Source organism: Paenibacillus sp. S28, from assembly GCF_016624415.1.
GTDB classification, from domain to species: domain Bacteria; phylum Bacillota; class Bacilli; order Paenibacillales; family Paenibacillaceae; genus Paenibacillus_AQ; species Paenibacillus_AQ favisporus.
The window spans coordinates 25,656-41,960 of record NZ_JACVTM010000023.1 but is presented as its reverse complement, the minus strand read 5'-3'; the positions used below and the strand labels follow the sequence as shown (position 1 = coordinate 41,960).

The 16,305-nt window shown below is 54.9% G+C and carries 15 protein-coding genes; 3 read left to right on the top strand and 12 right to left on the bottom strand.

Annotated elements, in window-relative coordinates:
* Positions 1-16: 16 nt before the first annotated feature.
* The 5 genes from IAE55_RS30925 to ftsE form a co-directional block, all read right to left on the bottom strand.
* A complete protein-coding gene (locus IAE55_RS30925) occupies positions 17-1,315 on the bottom strand; it encodes a PDZ domain-containing protein (RefSeq protein WP_234489996.1) in 1,299 nt (432 codons plus the stop codon).
* Positions 1,316-1,405: 90 nt separating this feature from the next.
* A complete protein-coding gene (locus tag IAE55_RS30920; RefSeq protein WP_145163043.1) occupies positions 1,406-2,830 on the bottom strand; it encodes a S41 family peptidase in 1,425 nt (474 codons plus the stop codon).
* A gap of 136 nt (positions 2,831-2,966) precedes the next feature.
* A complete protein-coding gene (locus tag IAE55_RS30915; RefSeq protein ID WP_145028273.1) occupies positions 2,967-4,262 on the bottom strand; it encodes a murein hydrolase activator EnvC family protein in 1,296 nt (431 codons plus the stop codon).
* A gap of 77 nt (positions 4,263-4,339) precedes the next feature.
* Positions 4,340-5,251 (bottom strand): permease-like cell division protein FtsX, encoded by a 912-nt coding sequence (gene ftsX / locus IAE55_RS30910; RefSeq protein WP_145162982.1) that lies wholly within the window; start codon positions 5,249-5,251, stop codon positions 4,340-4,342.
* Positions 5,241-5,927, bottom strand: a complete 687-nt coding sequence (gene ftsE, locus IAE55_RS30905; RefSeq protein WP_089550485.1) for a cell division ATP-binding protein FtsE — start codon at positions 5,925-5,927, stop codon at positions 5,241-5,243. Before ftsE ends, ftsX begins: the two co-directional genes overlap by 11 nt.
* A gap of 213 nt (positions 5,928-6,140) precedes the next feature.
* Between ftsE and IAE55_RS30900 the strand changes: the two genes are divergently transcribed.
* Entirely contained in the window at positions 6,141-7,580 is a 1,440-nt protein-coding gene (locus IAE55_RS30900; RefSeq protein WP_145162980.1) for a VanW family protein, read from the top strand.
* Between the two features lie 115 nt (positions 7,581-7,695).
* Here IAE55_RS30900 and IAE55_RS30895 read toward each other — a convergent pair whose 3' ends face one another.
* Positions 7,696-7,851 (bottom strand): hypothetical protein, encoded by a 156-nt coding sequence (locus IAE55_RS30895; RefSeq protein WP_181153024.1) that lies wholly within the window; start codon positions 7,849-7,851, stop codon positions 7,696-7,698.
* A gap of 167 nt (positions 7,852-8,018) precedes the next feature.
* On the opposite strand from IAE55_RS30895, the gene IAE55_RS30890 reads away from it, so the two are divergent.
* Positions 8,019-8,264 (top strand): hypothetical protein, encoded by a 246-nt coding sequence (locus IAE55_RS30890; protein WP_105444821.1) that lies wholly within the window; start codon positions 8,019-8,021, stop codon positions 8,262-8,264.
* Positions 8,265-8,273: 9 nt separating this feature from the next.
* Entirely contained in the window at positions 8,274-9,401 is a 1,128-nt protein-coding gene (dnaN, locus tag IAE55_RS30885; RefSeq protein WP_145162976.1) for a DNA polymerase III subunit beta, read from the top strand.
* 106 nt (positions 9,402-9,507) lie between these two features.
* On the opposite strand, the gene IAE55_RS30880 is transcribed toward dnaN, so the two are convergent.
* From IAE55_RS30880 to IAE55_RS30855, 6 genes are all read right to left on the bottom strand, one after another.
* A complete protein-coding gene (locus tag IAE55_RS30880; RefSeq protein ID WP_145162974.1) occupies positions 9,508-11,040 on the bottom strand; it encodes an MDR family MFS transporter in 1,533 nt (510 codons plus the stop codon).
* 37 nt (positions 11,041-11,077) lie between these two features.
* Positions 11,078-11,815, bottom strand: a complete 738-nt coding sequence (locus IAE55_RS30875) for a cytoplasmic protein (RefSeq protein ID WP_145028151.1) — start codon at positions 11,813-11,815, stop codon at positions 11,078-11,080.
* Between the two features lie 137 nt (positions 11,816-11,952).
* Positions 11,953-12,678: a polymer-forming cytoskeletal protein gene (locus tag IAE55_RS30870; protein ID WP_200634759.1), complete on the bottom strand. Its 726-nt coding sequence runs from the start codon at positions 12,676-12,678 to the stop codon at positions 11,953-11,955.
* Positions 12,679-12,682: 4 nt separating this feature from the next.
* Positions 12,683-13,318, bottom strand: a complete 636-nt coding sequence (locus IAE55_RS30865; RefSeq protein ID WP_200634758.1) for a YhbD family protein — start codon at positions 13,316-13,318, stop codon at positions 12,683-12,685.
* Positions 13,319-13,544: 226 nt separating this feature from the next.
* Positions 13,545-14,948, bottom strand: a complete 1,404-nt coding sequence (gene argH / locus IAE55_RS30860) for an argininosuccinate lyase (protein WP_089549762.1) — start codon at positions 14,946-14,948, stop codon at positions 13,545-13,547.
* A 109-nt stretch (positions 14,949-15,057) separates the two neighbouring features.
* Positions 15,058-16,290, bottom strand: a complete 1,233-nt coding sequence (locus tag IAE55_RS30855; RefSeq protein ID WP_076174549.1) for an argininosuccinate synthase — start codon at positions 16,288-16,290, stop codon at positions 15,058-15,060.
* Positions 16,291-16,305: the final 15 nt, after the last annotated feature.

Sequence of the window (16,305 nt, the reverse complement as noted above, 5' to 3'; positions counted from 1 at the left end):
TTTTTGCGTTCTTGCCTTACATGTCGGCTTCCCGCGCATCATGCGATGCAGGGGTGGACGACTTGCTGCGGGCATGAATTTTCATGCCGATCAGCTGAAACAGATTGACCGGCTTCAGCACCAGCGCCACACCGGCATCCGGGTCCGGAGCCAGGATAACGCCCAGCTGGTGATGATCCCCGTCGTAGATCGCCCGCTGCAGGAACTTGACTTCACCCTGCAGGTTTTGCACTTCCAGCTTGCAGAAGGCCGGGTTTTTGCGGATCGCCAGATGCAGCTGCTCCTTGGACCGGATCGTCACGCCGTTGACCTTCATAATCGATTCGCCAGCAGCAATGCCCAGCTCTTCGGCAGGGCTTCCCGGAATGACGGCCAGCACCTTCAGCCCCTGCGCAGGATGGACAAACACCGGGCTCCGGTGCTGCTCCTCATACCGGCTGTACCACGCCAGCCCTTCATGAAGCACAAAGGCGATCAAGGCCGCCACAAGGGCGAGCGGGCTCCACCAAGCCGACAGAATGCTAAAAGCCAGCAGTACGACGCCATAGATAAGGAGGCGTTTGAACGTCCGATCGGCCTTCACCTGCGGAAGCAGGCTCTGCGTCATTTCGCTGAAGCCGATCACCACCGGCAGCGCCATCATGCTGAAGCCGCCGCTCCATCCGTCTCCGCCAAATAAAGGCGTCCAAGGCAGAACGGTATCCGAAGCTCCCGGAATCAGCAGAAACAGAGGAATCGGCCAGAATACCTGCATCTGATAGCCTCCAACGAGCTTGCCTCGCTTCCCTTCAATAAAGAGCGGATTAGCAAAGGACGCTCCCTGCAGGCGGATAAGCAGAGCCTCAGCCAAGTGCAGCACCGCGACCAGGGCAAGCAGGGCAGGAATATCCAGACCCGCTACCGTATCCTTCACCGTTTTCAGAAGCCCGTCCGGACTCCAGGAAAACAGCCCCAAAACAAACTGAATCACGCCCAAGATCCCGATGGCGTAAGCAAAGCATAAATACCTTACCCGGAACAGCAGCAGCACGATGGCTACCACCCAAATGCAGATCACCGCTTCCGTAGTCAGCGAAATTCCCAAAAACGCCGCGGCCACCGAGACACCAATCCCGGCCAGTAGTCCGCCCCAGAAGGTCCGCCATGTCTGAAGCCCCCAGCTGTGCAGCCGGACGGAGAACAGCTTTCTCTCCAGCAGCACCTGCCTACGGTACACAAGTGCCATCAAAATGATCGAAATATAATAAAACGGCTGCGTCAGCAGCTGTAACAAAGCATCCCCTAACTTCCACAGCAGTTCCAATGCGACATCCAATCCGTCACCACGCTCCTTTACCATGACATTTACGCATATCCAGGACAGACATCAGACGCAAGAAAAAAAGAAGGCTAAAGATCAGCCTTCTTAACGATTCGACGCGGCAGCGGCAATTTCCTTCCGCACCTCGTCGATCCCGCGGTTCAATTGATTATCGTATTTCGGATCGCGGATGTGCTCGATCAGCGCGTTCTCGAGTGCTTCCGCCGTCTTCGCGTCAATAACTCCGTTCGCGCTCAGCTTCGCGCTGCTTTGAAACGACTTGACGGCCGCCGCGGTTTTCTCATCGAAGAATCCGTCTTTGCGTCCAGGCTTGAAGCCAAGGCCGTCCAGCATGATCTGCGCACTCTTCACGTCAGTGCTATTCATGTTGTATTCCAGCGATTTGTCCTTGTTGATCGGAGCCACCGAGAAGTAATCCGGCTGATCCACCGCAATGTCAGGCTTGATCCCCTTCTTGTGGATCCAGCTGCCGTTTGGCGTCAGCCATTTCGCGATCGTAATCTTGAGCAGGCTGCCGTCACCCATTTGCTTGTCGAAGCTCGTCTGTACGGTTCCTTTACCAAAGGAGTTTTCACCGATCAGCTTCGCTCCAGCCGATTGCTGCAAGGCACCTGCCAGAATTTCGGATGCGCTGGCGCTTCCCTTGTTCATCAGGAGGGCGACCGGATAGTCTTTGCCCGTTCCCTTGGACTCGCTCTTTTCGCGCTTCTTGTTCTTGTCTTCAACCTGAACGATCAGCTTGCCTTTCGGCACGAATTGCTCGGCGATATCGATCACGACGGACAGCACGCCGCCGGGATTGTTCCGGACATCGATGACGAGGCCCTTCATGCCTTCGCTCTCGAGCTTCGCCAACTCTTCCTTGAAGCGATCACCCGTGTTCAGGGAGAACTGGGTAATTTCAATCACGCCTACCTTACCCGGTTCCATGTGGGCATTGACGGTCTCCAGATCGACATCGTCGCGCACGATGGTGTACTGAAGCGGCGTCGATACGCCGCTGCGGCGGACCGTCAGCTTCGCCTCGCTGCCTTTCGGACCGCGGATTTTCGAAACCGCATCGTTCAGCTCAAGCCCGCTCAGCGATTCTCCGTTCACCGTCAGGATGATGTCCTTGGCGCGGAGTCCTGCCTTTTCCGCAGGCGATCCCTTGATCGGAGACACGATGACGACATTGCCGTCTTCCGAGGACACTTCGGCACCGATGCCACTGAACGAGCCCTCGATGCTCTCCTCAAATTCCTGTGCCGTTTGCTTACCCATATAAGTCGAGTACGGATCTTCCAGCGATTCCATCATGCCGTTGATGGCACCGTCCACCAGTTTGCTCCGGTCCACATCCTCGTAATAATTGCCTTGGATGAGATCCAGAGCCGTACCGATTTTCTTCGCTTCATCCTGCTTCAAGCCGCCGCTGACCACGCTCGCTAGCACGCCCTGGCCCGTCGAGGCCTGATTCGCAAAGCTTGCGCTTGTTAACACGAGGGTCAGTACGCTTCCCAACAGCATACCTACGACGACCAACAATGCGACCGTACGTTTCTTCAAAGTAAGTTTCACCGCCTTTTATTTTCCGGCCGAACCTCTTATGACCAGACTTAACCATCCTAGTATATGTTCGGCTTGTACGGAATATTTATACGGTCTACAGATACGGCATCGGGTCCACAGGCGTTCCATTCTGACGGACTTCAAAATGAAGGTGAGGCCCCGTGACTTGTCCCGTTGCGCCGGATTCTGCAATCACCTGACCGCGGCTGACATGCTCGCCTACCTTTACTTTAATACCGCCTTCACGTATATGTCCATAGAGGGTCCACATTCCGTCCCCATGATCGATGATGACACAGTACCCGTAACCGCTCCACCATTCGGCCAGCGTGACGGTTCCTGTTTCAGCGGCGTGGATCGGCGTTCCCTGCGGAACGGCAAGGTCCACCCCTTTATGCATCTTGCCGACTTCCCCCGTAACCGGATGGACTCTTCGGCCGAAAGACGAAGAAATGCGGGCTCCGCTAACCGGCATATACAGCGGTCCGCCGCTGCCCGAGAAGCCGCCCGAGCTTTCAACCGTCGTTGTCGCGCTCCTCTTCTTAGCCGCTGCCGCAGCTGCTGCAGCCGCTCTCTTCGCAGCAGCCGCCTTGGCTGCCGCCGCCCTTCTCGCCGCTTCTTCGGCCTTCAGCTTGTTCTTCTCCTGCTCCAGGGAAGCACGCTTGCTGACGAGCGTGACGAGCAGCTGATCCTGCTCTTCACTGGTGTCGTCGGATTCTTCAATCTTCTGGTCGTACTGTGCGATCAGAATCTGCTTCTGCCGCTCGTTTTCAGCCAGAATGGCCTTCTGGTCTTCCATCTGGGCATACAAATCCTTGGCTTTGGCGTAATCCGACTCCAGTTCCTTTTTCTTAGCCAGCACCAGCGCCTTATCCTTCTTGTGCTGCTCCAGCAAGTCCTTGTCCTGGTCTACGAATTCCTTAAGAGCGTCTGCCCGCTCCAGGAAATCGGAGAAGCTGGTCGATGAGAGCAGCACCTCCAAATAGGATACGTTGCCGTCGGTATACATAAGACGTACCCGGGACTCCAGCATTTTCTCCCGCGACTGGATCCGCTCCTCGGCAGCATCCAGCTCGGCTGCGGTCTGATGGAGCTTGTCCTGCGTGTCGTCAATTTGAACCGTCAATTTGGTCATCGTGTTGCTCACCGTACTAATCTGGTTCATAACGTACTGCAGGTTTTGCGTCGTTTTATTTTTGTAATGCTGCGCTTCCTGTTTCTGGGCTTCCGCCTTGCTCTTCTGCTGCTTGGCGGTCTTCGCCTGCTGCTGCAGCACTCTCAGTTCATGGTCGATCTCATCGACCGTCTTTTTCTTTGCCAGACCTTCCGAAGGCTGAAATACAGCCGCTGCGATCATAACTACGGCCAAACATGTGGCGATCTTTTTCAACTTGCGTTCCCCGTCCTTTTCCAAAAGTTTCTCCTGTATAACCAAGACTCTCCGTCAGCTGCTTATCGTTCTTGTTCTTATACCTTCAAAAATTTGCGAATAGATAGGGTCGTTCCCCACATGCCGATCAGCACGCCGAGGACAATCAGTAATCCTCCCCACTGCCACAGCTGGCTCAGCGGGAGAAGGGACATCTGGAGCGTAAAATCCGAGCCGATGGAGGCGGCCAGCCGGTCATAACCGACGAACAGCAGCGCCACCGTGATGACGGACCCGATCAGTCCGATCAGGGTGCCCTCCACGAAGAACGGCCAGCGGATAAAATAATTCGTCGCCCCGACCAGCTTCATAATGCTGATTTCCCGGCGGCGGGCGAGAATCGTGACGCGAATGGTGTTGGAGATCAGGAACATCGACATGACGGCGAGGCCGGCCACGAAAATAAACCCGATGTTGCGTACCAGGCGCGTCACTTTAAACAGCGTTTCGATTGTGCCTTTGCCGTACTTCACTTTCATGATCGGCTGCTCCGTATGGCTCGTGTTCAGCGCCTCGATCTTCTGGGCGACGAACGGAACCGTCGTCGGCTCGATCACCTCGACCATAATCGTGTCCGGCAGCGGGTTGTTATCCTTGCTGAAGCCTTCCAGCAGCTCCTTCCCCTCGTCTCCCATACTGTTGCGGAAATCGGCGAGGCCTTGCTCTTTGGAAATAAACTGCACTTTGCTGACCTCCGGCATCGCGGAGATTTCGTTCTGCACCTTCTCGCGCAGCTTCTGGTCGACGTTCAGGTTGAGATAAGCGCGGATCTGCACTTGTTTATCGGCCTTGTCGGCCAAAGCGTTGACATTGAGCACCAGGATGATAAATACCCCGAGCACGAACAGGGATACCACGATGGAGGTAACAGAGGCTACGGTCATCCACCCGTTGCGGAAGATGCTGTTAAACCCGACCCGCAAATGCCGCAGAAAGGTGTTAAAAGTCATACCCGTATTCCCCTCTCTGCTGGTCGCGTACAATGTTGCCGTGCTCGATCGCGATGACGCGCTTGCGCATCGTGTTCACGATCTCCTTGTTGTGGGTGGCCATGACGATGGTCGTTCCGCGGAAATTGATCTCATCAAGCAGCTGCATGATGCCCCATGACGTTTCGGGGTCCAGGTTGCCGGTAGGCTCGTCCGCAATAATGACCGCCGGGTTGTTCACAATGGCTCTGGCGATCGCGATCCGCTGCTGCTCTCCCCCGGACAGCTGCGCCGGAAGGCGGGTGGCTTTGGACTTCAGTCCAACCAGATCCAGCACCTCCATCACGCGCTTTTTCATCTGCCGCTTCGGAGCTTCGATGACTTCCATGGCAAAAGCCACGTTTTCATATGCCGAAAGCGTCGGAAGAAGGCGGAAATCCTGAAAAATGACGCCGATATTCCGGCGCACATACGGAATTTTCCGCTGCTTCAGCTTGCCGATATTAAAACCGTTCACAGAGATTTGTCCTTTGGTCGGCACTTCTTCTCTATAAATAAGCTTCATGAATGTCGATTTGCCTGCGCCGGACGGTCCGACGACGTATACGAATTCGTTGCGGTCGATCTTGACCGATACGCCTTGCAATGCATGAGTTCCATTCTGGTAGGTCTTCCATACGTCCTGCATTTCAATCACTTCGTTCATCACTTCCTAATTACATAATCAGCCATTATAAATTCGACACATTCCAGCTAATTCCTTTAAAAAAGCGTAGGAATCATCACGATGTGTTTCATTGTAACAAAATTGTTACCTTTTGAGTACCCGAAATTTTTCCACTTTGCCTACATATATATGGAAAGACAGCATCAATCACGATGAAGAGGAAGCGAAAGAGGTGGGAACCCTATGAAAAAAATTCATTTGAGCCTGATCATTATCGCCAGCATCCTGCTGATCGGTTCCGTCACCGCCGGGTGGGTACATCTTTATATCGGACAAAACACCCTTCCGGATAAGATCCAGGTTGCCGGCTACCCGCTCGGAGGAAAAGATTCAGATGAGGCGCTTAAGCTGCTGGACGCCCGTCTCAGACAGGTGGAGAGCATTCCCTTGACGCTGTCCGTGGCCGCCAAAGGCATTCCCGATGCCCAACTGACGCTGAAGGAAGCCGGCGTTTCGTTTGAAGCGGACGCCTTTAAAGAGGCGGTTGCGAAGCTGCATGAAGGGAGCTGGCTGGACCAGCTGAAATACCGCTGGCATTTTCAGACGGACTGGAACATCGTGCCCCACTGGGACATTTCCGCGCTAAAGGAGAAATTTACACCGGAGTGGGAGCAGGAGCACTTCGGCCTTCCGGTGGAAGCCACACGGCGGATCTCAGGGAAAGACGAGGTCGTGTACACGCCGGAGGTTTCGGTCTCGCGGATTGACTGGAACACGCTCAAGGAGCAGATGACAGCGCTGATTCCGAAGGACTTCGCCCTGATTGCCGGCGGTGAAAAGCCCAAGCTCAGCCTGGACCTCCCCCTGTACCGGATGGTGCCGAACGTCACGATCGGCAGCCTCAAGGAAGAAGGAATCGAGCGAAAAATCATCGAGTTCTCCACCGGGCTCGGTTCGAGCGGGCCGGGAAGGGTATACAATGTCGATTCCGCAGCCAAAGCGGTGAACGGCATGGTGCTGAAGCCGGGTGACGTGTTTGACTACAGCAAGGTCATTGCCAAGGCGGAGGAAAAATACGGGTTCCAGGAGGCGCCGGTCATCCTGAACGGGAAGCTGGTGCCCGGTGTAGGCGGAGGCATCTGCCAGGTGTCCAGCACCGTGTACAATGCGGCGGTCCGGACCGGGCTTGAAATCGTCGAGCGGCGCAACCATTCCCTGCCGGTCAGTTACCTGCCGAAAGGGCAGGACGCTACGTTTGCCGAAGGCTCGATCAACTTCCGCTTCCGGAACAATACCGGGAAGTCGCTGCTGATTCAGGCCGAAGTCAAGGATCGGAATCTGATCGTCAAATTTTTTGGCACCTTCCCGAAAAATGTCACCTATGACCTCATGTCCCGCACGGTCGAAACTCTCCCGGTCACCGAGAAGTTCGTGCAGAATCCGACCCTTCCGGTCGGCGGCCAGGAGATCCTGCAGAGCGGCAAACCCGGCTACGTCGTCGAGACTTATCAAATCAAGAAAGTAGACGGCAAGGAGGTATCGCGCAAACGTATTTCCCGTGATACGTACCGTCCGCAAAACCGGCTGATCGCGGTCCATACGGAAGATTCGGGAGAGGGCAGCCCTGCACCGGGGTCCGAAGAGCAAATCGTGGAGGACGGCGTAAGCGGGCCGAACTTCTGAGGGCAGTTGAAGGGCAGCAATGGATTGTCAGCTATAATCCAAACGAAGCAAAAGGGTGCCTCCGCCGGTTTAACGAAACCGCTGGAGACACCCTTTTTATAATCATATGTGAGCTCTACTGAATAATCCCGATCCGGCGCGCCTGCTCCTCCGTCATAATGTATTCCTCGCTTGGCCACACTTCCTCTTCGGCCTCGACGCCGAACATCTTCATGACTTCGCCCCAGATGCCCTTCTCGACCGCTTCCGCCTGCGTAATAATGATTTTCATGACACTCACTCCTTTTCGCTTCTTTTACCCTTTTATACCCCGTTTTGGGTGGGTTGATTCGCTTGGCGCTAAAAGGAGTGCTTCTTGCCCAACACTTTCGAACTGTGATAGATTAATATTAGAAAATATTTGAAATAGGTTACCTTATTCAAACAGGAGGCATGATCATGGAGCCGCGCAACAAAGTAAAAATCGGCATCCCCGATGAGGAAGGGCAGTTGAGCTTCATGTTTACCCGTGGCGGAGCACGCCGAGGAGCAGGCAGAAAAGGGATCGGGACGACCCGCAAAGTATCGTTAACTTTATCCGAGGCAACATGGAGCCGCCTTGATGCCTATTGTGACGACCATCAGTTTACTCGGTCCGAAGTTCTGCGTGGAATGATCGAACATTATTTTTCCGACCAAAATTAAAAGAAAAAGGTGACGCCCGTGTTCGTCCGTATCCCAGGTGATCTTCTGGCTCAAACCGTTCAACAGGTTGCCGTCGCAGTTTCGGCATCCTCGGCACAACCGCAGAACTCTATGATTCATTTACATACGAGTCTGAATGGACTGACTCTTGCATCAGGAACAAGCTCGGGAATGGTCATTCAAGCAAAGCTTCCACTCGATGAGGGACACTGTCAAACGGAGTCCATTGCCGTGCCTTCGCGTCTATTTGCGGACATGATTCGCAAGCTGCCTGCCGGAGTCGTGACCCTGGAAACACAGCCGCCTTTCCTATTAAAGATTAGCTCGGGCAGTACTTTATTCCGACTCTACGGAATGGATCCAGAGGATAGCTGTTCCGTTCCAGACCTCGGAAACCACCTGTTGGATGTGGAGCTATCGAGCTCTCAATTTAAAAAAATGGTTCAGCAGGTCGTTTTTGCATCCGCCAGATCCAATGAAGCCAGGCCAGTATTAACCGGCGCCCTGTTTCACATTACAAATGGCTCAATGAAGCTGATGGCTACAGACGGTGTGCGCCTGGCTTCATGCACAATCCATCTTGAACGCAATCTGAGCAATGAAGTTGAGGTCATCATACCTTCCGCATATTTAAAGCATGTCTCCAAGCTGCTGTCCGGAGAGAAGCTGCGGATCTCCTTCAGCAATCACCGGATGGTTATACAGAATCAAGATCTCGCGGCTTACATTCCCCTAATGACCGGATCCTTCCCGCCAATGGAAACGATGACCAACGCCGCATATGTAACAGAACTTCGGGTTTCCTCGGCAGCCCTCCTCAGCGCGATCGAGCGGGTTAATTTGGTTGCGGGCGGGCAAACGGTTCTGCTGAATGGAACACCCCATTCCTTGGAATTAAGCTCCAATACGCCAGAAGTTGGCGATGTTCATGAGACTACTCCTGTGCAGGACTTTCAAGGGGAGCCATTTCGTATTGCTTTCAACGGGAAGTATATGCAGGACATCATACGTGTAATTGACAGCGAATGGATCAGCATTCAATATGCAAGTCCTTTAAAACCCTTGATCGTTACTGCTGCTTCTACAAATGAGTCCCTTGTTTATCTGATCACTCCGTTAAGGACTAGAAATACGTAGATACATACACCGTGCATTGCAAGCATCTGCCAAAATAAAAGAAGAAACCAGGGCTCGCCCCAGCTTCTTCACGTCCAAGAAAGAAAGTCTCCAAATCACGTTTTCATTAATGATGCGCCCCATCCTTACGCGCTCCCGGTCCCATCTGGGACATTTGCAGCCGTGATCCGCCCATCAGGGAGACCGAAACGAGCGCCAGCGCCGCCGGTATCACGGCCCACAGAAACGCATGGTCCACGGAGACGGACAGCGCGCTGCTGATCTTCTCCATGACCGGTGCCGGAATAAGCGCTCTGCGCTCCGGAGAAAGCATCTGCTGCGGATCCATCGTGGCCGGCATATTCTGGCCGGAAGTTCCGCCCAAGGTGCTGCTCAGCCGGTCATGGAAGTCATTTCGCTGGATGATGCCGAAGATCGTAATCCCCACCGTCATTCCCAGTGAGCGCAGGAAGGAAATCGTCGAGTTGGCCGAGCCCCGCTGTCTGGCGTCCACACCCTGGATGGCCGACATCCCGAGCACGGAGAATGAAAATCCCATCCCGAAGCCGGCGACCAGCATATAGATGGACAGCATCGTCCGCGTCGTCTCCGGCGTAATCGTGCCGAGCAGCAGCATGCCGCCGCCGAAAATGACCGCCGACAGGATCATGACGCTGCGGAACGACATTTTGGTGGACAGCATGCCCCCTATTTGCGAGGCAACTACGGAACTCAGTGTCATCGGAAGTAGTATCAATCCAGAGTTAGTTGCATTTCCACCCATTACCCCTTGCACGAAAATCGGAATGTACACGGCTGCGGTAATGAAAGCCGCCCCATAGAACAAGGCCGCTGCGCTGCTGAAGGCGAACAGTCTCTTGCGGAACATGTCGTAGGACACGATCGGTTCGGCCACCTTGGCCTCCACGGCCAGGAAAACGATCATCAGCACGGCAAATGCGGCGAACAGTCCGATAATGACCGGTGAATCCCAGGCATATTTGCTGCCGCCCAGCTCCAGCGCGAACATCAGGCTGACCACGGAGCCCACCAGCGTAGCGGCTCCCCAAATGTCGATCTTTTGCTTGGAATGCTCATGAGACTCATGATAGAACAGCACCACCAGCAGAAAGGCTGCAATACCTAAAGGCAGGTTAATATAGAAAATCCAGCGCCACTCCAGATAATCGGTGATATACGCCCCGAGAAGCGGCCCGAACAAACTCGACACCCCGAATACGGCGCCAAACATGCCCGCCATCTTGCCTCTGGACTCCACCGGGAAAATATCAAACACGATCGTAAATGCAATCGGCACCAGCGCCCCGCCGCCGATTCCCTGAATTGCCCGGTAAATGCTCAGCTCAGTAATGCTGTGCGCCGTCCCGCACAAGGCCGAACCCAGCAGGAACATGATGATCCCGAATACGAAAAATCTTTTCCTTCCATACATATCGGACAATTTGCCGAAGATCGGCATGCCGGCCATCTCTGCCACCATATACGCGGAGGTGACCCAGACGAATTGATCCAGACCGCCCAGCTCGCCGACGATCGTCCCCATTGCGGTGGAGACAATCGTGTTGTCCATCGCGGCGATCAGCACGCCGAGCAGCAGTCCGGCGACGATCAGACCCAGCCTGTTCTTTTTCTCTGCCATATCACGCACTACCCCTTTATGTTATTTGTAAAATATCCTATCCCAGCCGGACAAACCGGCCTACACTTGCCGCCGTGTCCTGCTTGAATTCGTCCGTATACTCCACCAGTCCGATCTCGCATCCGATGCCGATGTTCACCCTTCTGCCCCGGACGACGGCAGCCTTGGTGTTCTCCAGATAAACGACGTCGCCTTCAATGCTCTCCGCGCTCAGATCCCCGCCGTCGTAATGGGAAGTCATCTTCCCGAACAGCGGAATCTCCAGCCCTTTCTTGACGGTGATCTTGGCACCTACGAGCTCTCCGATCCGGCTCGGTCCATACATTTTAATCTCGACGAGCTCGCCGTTCAGCATGCCCGGGACTTCCACCACGCCCCGCACGAGCAGCTCCTCTGTCTGGCCGGACGCCGCCCGAAGGCCGCCGTTGATCTTGACGAAATCCGAAGACACATTGCCGCCGACGGCCAGCTCGCCGTTAATGCTGATGCTTTTCAACTGCAGATCCCCGGAAACGCTTACCTCGCCCTGAGACTTCAGCAGTCCGCCCTGAAGGTTCTCCCGGACGTTCAGCGTTCCGTTGACGGATGCGGTTTCCGCGATCAGGGAGCCGTTCACCTGAGCCGTACCCAGGCATTTAAACAGCCCGCAATCCGCCGTACTGCTGATTTCCGCGTCACCCATAATTTTGACCTGGTTAAAGGTTCCGCCTCCCGAGCTCCCGCTGCCCGTTATTTTGATATCGCCAAGCCCTTGGCGGTTTCCATTTGCTGTCATGACCTTTTCCTCCCTTATGAATACCCGGTCGTCCGGGCATTCCCTGAATGTTATCTAATGCACCCCTGTTGGGACTTTGCTCTATTGCTGCCTAACAGCTGGTTTCAGCGCAGATTCAGATCTGCTTCAACGCTGCTTCAGATCTGCTTCGCCGATCCGACCTGAGCGTCTCCGTCCCGCTTGAAGTCGACCTTGTATTCGACTCTGCCGATTTTGCAGCCGGGGCCGATTCTCACTTCGCTGCCGCGGACGACATCCGCTTCGGTATATTCCAGGTCCACGAAGTCCCCTTCAATGAGATCGGCCTTCAGGCGGTTGTTGAAGACCGGGGCCAACTGCAGCAAAATAGGCGCTTTCTTCAACCGACGCACGGTAATATGATCCCCGCCAATTTCCTTGGCTTTGCTGGCCAGGCTCATCTTTAAGTCGATCTCGCCGGCGTTCACCAGCCCATCCACGTTAAAGCCGCCGTGAACCGAAAGCATCTCGCACTGCACGTCCCCTCTCGACTTCAGGCTGCCCGACACTTCCACTTTCTCACTGTTGAGTCCCTTTTCCAGGGTGACCTGGCCGTTGATCGCAGCCGATTCGCTGCAGCGGGTCATCTCTTTGACCGATCCCATGCCGTCCAGAATCAAACGTTCGGCCGATAAATTGCCGCCGATCGACATCGTCCCGTTGATCTTGACCGTTTCCCCAAGCACCGAACCCGAAATGTTCAGGGTGCCGTTGGAATCCAGCGTAATGCAGTCGATATCTCCCTTCACCTTGCTGATCCCGTCAATCCTAACCCTTTTATACACACCGGACGCCACTGTCCCGATGCCCGACATCGACATGTCATGTCTTTGTTCCCGCTCCATCGCCTCAAACCTCCGATTGGTTGATTTTTAATTTCAATTCCTCGATACAGCCCCTTAAAGGCAGGCGGAACACCCACTTGGCATCCCGGTCCACATATACATGCTCGGTAGTCTCGATGAGCAGCAGCAGCGGCACGCCCATTTTGCGGACGAGCGCCAGCTCGCACGGTCTGCTTGCCACTTTAGCGTAATGATCCCGCATGAGGGATAACAGCATCTTGCCTTCATCCCGGGTTATTTCTCCGCTCCTCAGCAGCTTCTCCAGTACATAGACCGAGAGAATGTCGGCGAACGTCAGCACGTCCTGCTTCCCCAGCTCCTGTTCGAACAGATCCAGCGTCATATTTGTAACAATGTTACGTTGTAAAAGCTCGCCCGGGGTGATCGATACTTCGCCGGAGCTCGGCGAAAACACATCGGCCAGTTCGTCGAGGGACAAACCGTCCTTCATATTGAGAATGCGGTCTATGCGCTGCAGTATTTTTTGCTTCGGAAAAAAGGTCTCCTGTCCCGTGAAGGAAGACTTGCGGATAAACCATTCCTCGGGAATGAGGTTTTTCCGCTTCCAGCGGTACAGCTGTCCATAGGAAATTCCGGTCAGCTCCAGCAGTTCCTTTTTAGAAATCTCTTCTTCGTTCATTGCACATCCTCCTCGCAGAAATAATGTAACATAACATTGTTACGTTGTAAATACGGCAAATGAAAAATATGGGGGACTCAACGAAAAAAGACGCCTCCACAAGGGAAGCGCCTTTTTCTATCTGCTATTTCTGATCTGCAATTTAGTATTCCTCTGCTAAAAAATAGTCCGTCTGCCTAAAGACAAATCAGGCTCAATCACATAACCACACCGTAACGGTTATCGTTTATACGTGCTCGGCAAGCCACTGCTCTGTCATGCTGAGCAGCACCTCACCCCGCTTAATCGCTTCAGCCACCTGATCCGTCGCCGTGCCCCCGTACACATTGCGGGCGTTAACGACGGTTTCCGGCCGCAGCACCTCATAAATCGTGTCGTCGAACAGCGGCGAAAACTGCTGGAACTCCTCCATCGTCAGGTCAAGCAGGTACTTGCCCTGCTGGATGCAGTACAGCACCGTTTTGCCGATGACTTCATGCGCCTGGCGGAACGGCAGTCCTTTGCCCACGAGGAAGTCGGCGATGTCCGTCGCGTTCGAGAAGTCCTGGTTGACCGCTTCGCGCATGCGGCTCTTGTTCACCTTCATTGTCGCGATCATCGGCGCAAACAGCTGCAGGGCTCCCTCCAGCGTGGCCACCGTGTCGAACATGCCTTCCTTGTCTTCCTGCATATCCTTGTTGTACGCCAAAGGCAGCGACTTGAGCACCGTCAGAAGGCCCATCAGGTTGCCGTACACGCGGCCGGTTTTACCGCGAACCAGCTCCGGCACGTCCGGGTTTTTCTTCTGCGGCATGATGCTGCTGCCGGTACAGAAGGCGTCGTCCAGCTCGATAAAGTTAAACTCCGTGCTGCTCCACAGCACCAGCTCTTCGGACAGGCGGGAGAGATGCATCATGATGATGGACGCGTGGGACAGGAACTCCACGATAAAATCGCGGTCGCTGACCGCATCCAGACTGTTCTCGTAGACCCGGTCAAACTGCAGCTGCTCCGCCACGAAATGGCGGTCGATCGGGAACGTCGTCCCGGCCAGGGCACCGGCGCCGAGCGGCAGGACGTTGATGCGCTTGTAGCTGTCCATAAGGCGCTCAATATCGCGCTGGAACATGGAGACGTACGCCATCAGATGATGGGCGAACAGAATCGGCTGTGCCCGCTGCAGATGCGTATACCCCGGGATGATCGTATCCAGGTTATCCCTTGCTTGTCCGATCAGCGACTTTTGCAGCTCATGCAGCATGCCGGCCAGCTCGACGACCCGTTTGCGCAAATACAAGTGCATATCGGTCGCCACCTGATCGTTCCGGCTGCGTCCCGTATGCAGCTTGCCGCCAACCGGGCCGATCTCGGCGATCAGATTTTTCTCCACGTTCATATGGATGTCCTCGTCCGCCACCGAAAACTCGATTTCGCCGCGGCGGATTTTATCCAACACGGTTTGCAGCCCCGCCTTGATCGTCTCCACGTCTTCCTGCGGAACGATTCCGCATTTGCCCAGCATCGTCACATGAGCCAGGCTGCCTTGAATATCCTCCTCGGCGAGCGCCTGGTCAAAACCGATTGAAGCCGTATATTCGTCTACCAGATGGTTGGTCTGCTTCGTAAAGCGCCCTCCCCACAGTTTGCCCACTATCGTTCTCTCCCCTCTTGCTTGACAGCAGAGGGCCGCTCCTTCCCGTGACCGACAAGGAACGGCCTCCCTACGACATGCTTGTGCTGTTGATTATATCATGGAAAAATTATTTGTTCTGTGCCACACCTGTGCCGACTTTAAGACGCAGGGCGTTCAAATGGATGAAGCCGGTAGCATCCCCTTGATCGTACGCTTGGGTCGGATCGGCTTCCATCGTAGCGATGTCCGGGTTGTACAGGCTGACCGGGCTCTTCACGCCGGCGGCGATGATATTGCCCTTGTACAGCTTCACGCGCACCGTACCGGTCACGTTCTTCTGACTTTCGGTTACGAGCGCCTGCAGTGCCAGACGTTCCGGTGCGAACCAGAAGCCGTTGTACACGAGCGTGCTGTAACGGGTGATCAGGCTGTCGCGCAGGTTCATCACTTCACGGTCCATCGTGATCGATTCCATTTTGCGGTGCGCGGTGAACAGGATCGTGCCCCCTGGCGTTTCATACACACCGCGGCTCTTCATGCCGACAAAGCGGTTCTCCACCATGTCCACGCGGCCGATGCCGTGCTTGCCGCCGAGCTCGTTGAGCCGCTCCATCACGGCCAGCGGGTTCAGCTTCTCACCGTTAATGGCGACACAGTTGCCCTGCACAAAATCGAGCTCCACGTATTCCGCCTCATCCGGCGCATCCTCAGGAGACACGCTGAGCAGGTACATGTCTTTATTTTCGGGAGCGCTGGCATCAAACCAAGGATCCTCAAGTACGCCGCTCTCATAGCTGATATGCAGCAGGTTGCGGTCCATCGAATAAGGCTTCGCCGCAGAGGCTGTTACCGGAATGCCGTGCTTCTCGGCAAAAGCGATCATTTCCGCGCGTCCCGGGAACTCGTTGCGGAACTCCTCAAGACGCCATGGGGCGATAACTTTGATGTCCGGAGCCAGTGCCGCAGCCGCCAGCTCGAAACGCACCTGGTCATTCCCTTTGCCCGTTGCGCCGTGCGCGATTGCCGTTGCGCCTTCCGCGCGTGCGATATCCACCATGCGCTTGGCGATCAGCGGGCGCGCAATGCTCGTGCCGAGCAGGTACTGCCCCTCATACAGCGCTCCCGATTGGAACATCGGGAAGATGAAATCCTGCGCGAACTCGTCGCGCAGATCGTCAATGTATACTTTCGAGGCGCCGGTAGCCAGTGCCTTTTCCTCCAAACCGTCCAGCTCTTCCTTCTGTCCGATATCGGCCGTAAATGCGATGATTTCGGCATCATACGTTTCCTTAAGCCACTTCAGAATGACCGACGTATCCAGACCTCCGGAATACGCCAGTACGATTTTTTCTTTTGCCATGTCTTAACTCCCTCT

What these genes read in the sequence shown, in the direction of transcription:
- IAE55_RS30920 (WP_145163043.1), bottom strand. Translation starts at nt 2,830, where the DNA reads ATGCTGTTGGGAAGCGTACTGACCCTCGTGTTAACAAGCGCAAGCTTT.
- ftsX (WP_145162982.1), bottom strand. Translation starts at nt 5,251, where the DNA reads ATGACTTTTAACACCTTTCTGCGGCATTTGCGGGTCGGGTTTAACAGC.
- IAE55_RS30900 (WP_145162980.1), top strand. Translation starts at nt 6,141, where the DNA reads ATGAAAAAAATTCATTTGAGCCTGATCATTATCGCCAGCATCCTGCTG.
- IAE55_RS30895 (WP_181153024.1), bottom strand. Translation starts at nt 7,851, where the DNA reads ATGAAAATCATTATTACGCAGGCGGAAGCGGTCGAGAAGGGCATCTGG.
- IAE55_RS30890 (WP_105444821.1), top strand. Translation starts at nt 8,019, where the DNA reads ATGGAGCCGCGCAACAAAGTAAAAATCGGCATCCCCGATGAGGAAGGG.
- IAE55_RS30880 (WP_145162974.1), bottom strand. Translation starts at nt 11,040, where the DNA reads ATGGCAGAGAAAAAGAACAGGCTGGGTCTGATCGTCGCCGGACTGCTG.
- IAE55_RS30875 (WP_145028151.1), bottom strand. Translation starts at nt 11,815, where the DNA reads ATGACAGCAAATGGAAACCGCCAAGGGCTTGGCGATATCAAAATAACG.
- IAE55_RS30870 (WP_200634759.1), bottom strand. Translation starts at nt 12,678, where the DNA reads ATGGAGCGGGAACAAAGACATGACATGTCGATGTCGGGCATCGGGACA.
- IAE55_RS30865 (WP_200634758.1), bottom strand. Translation starts at nt 13,318, where the DNA reads ATGAACGAAGAAGAGATTTCTAAAAAGGAACTGCTGGAGCTGACCGGA.
- IAE55_RS30855 (WP_076174549.1), bottom strand. Translation starts at nt 16,290, where the DNA reads ATGGCAAAAGAAAAAATCGTACTGGCGTATTCCGGAGGTCTGGATACG.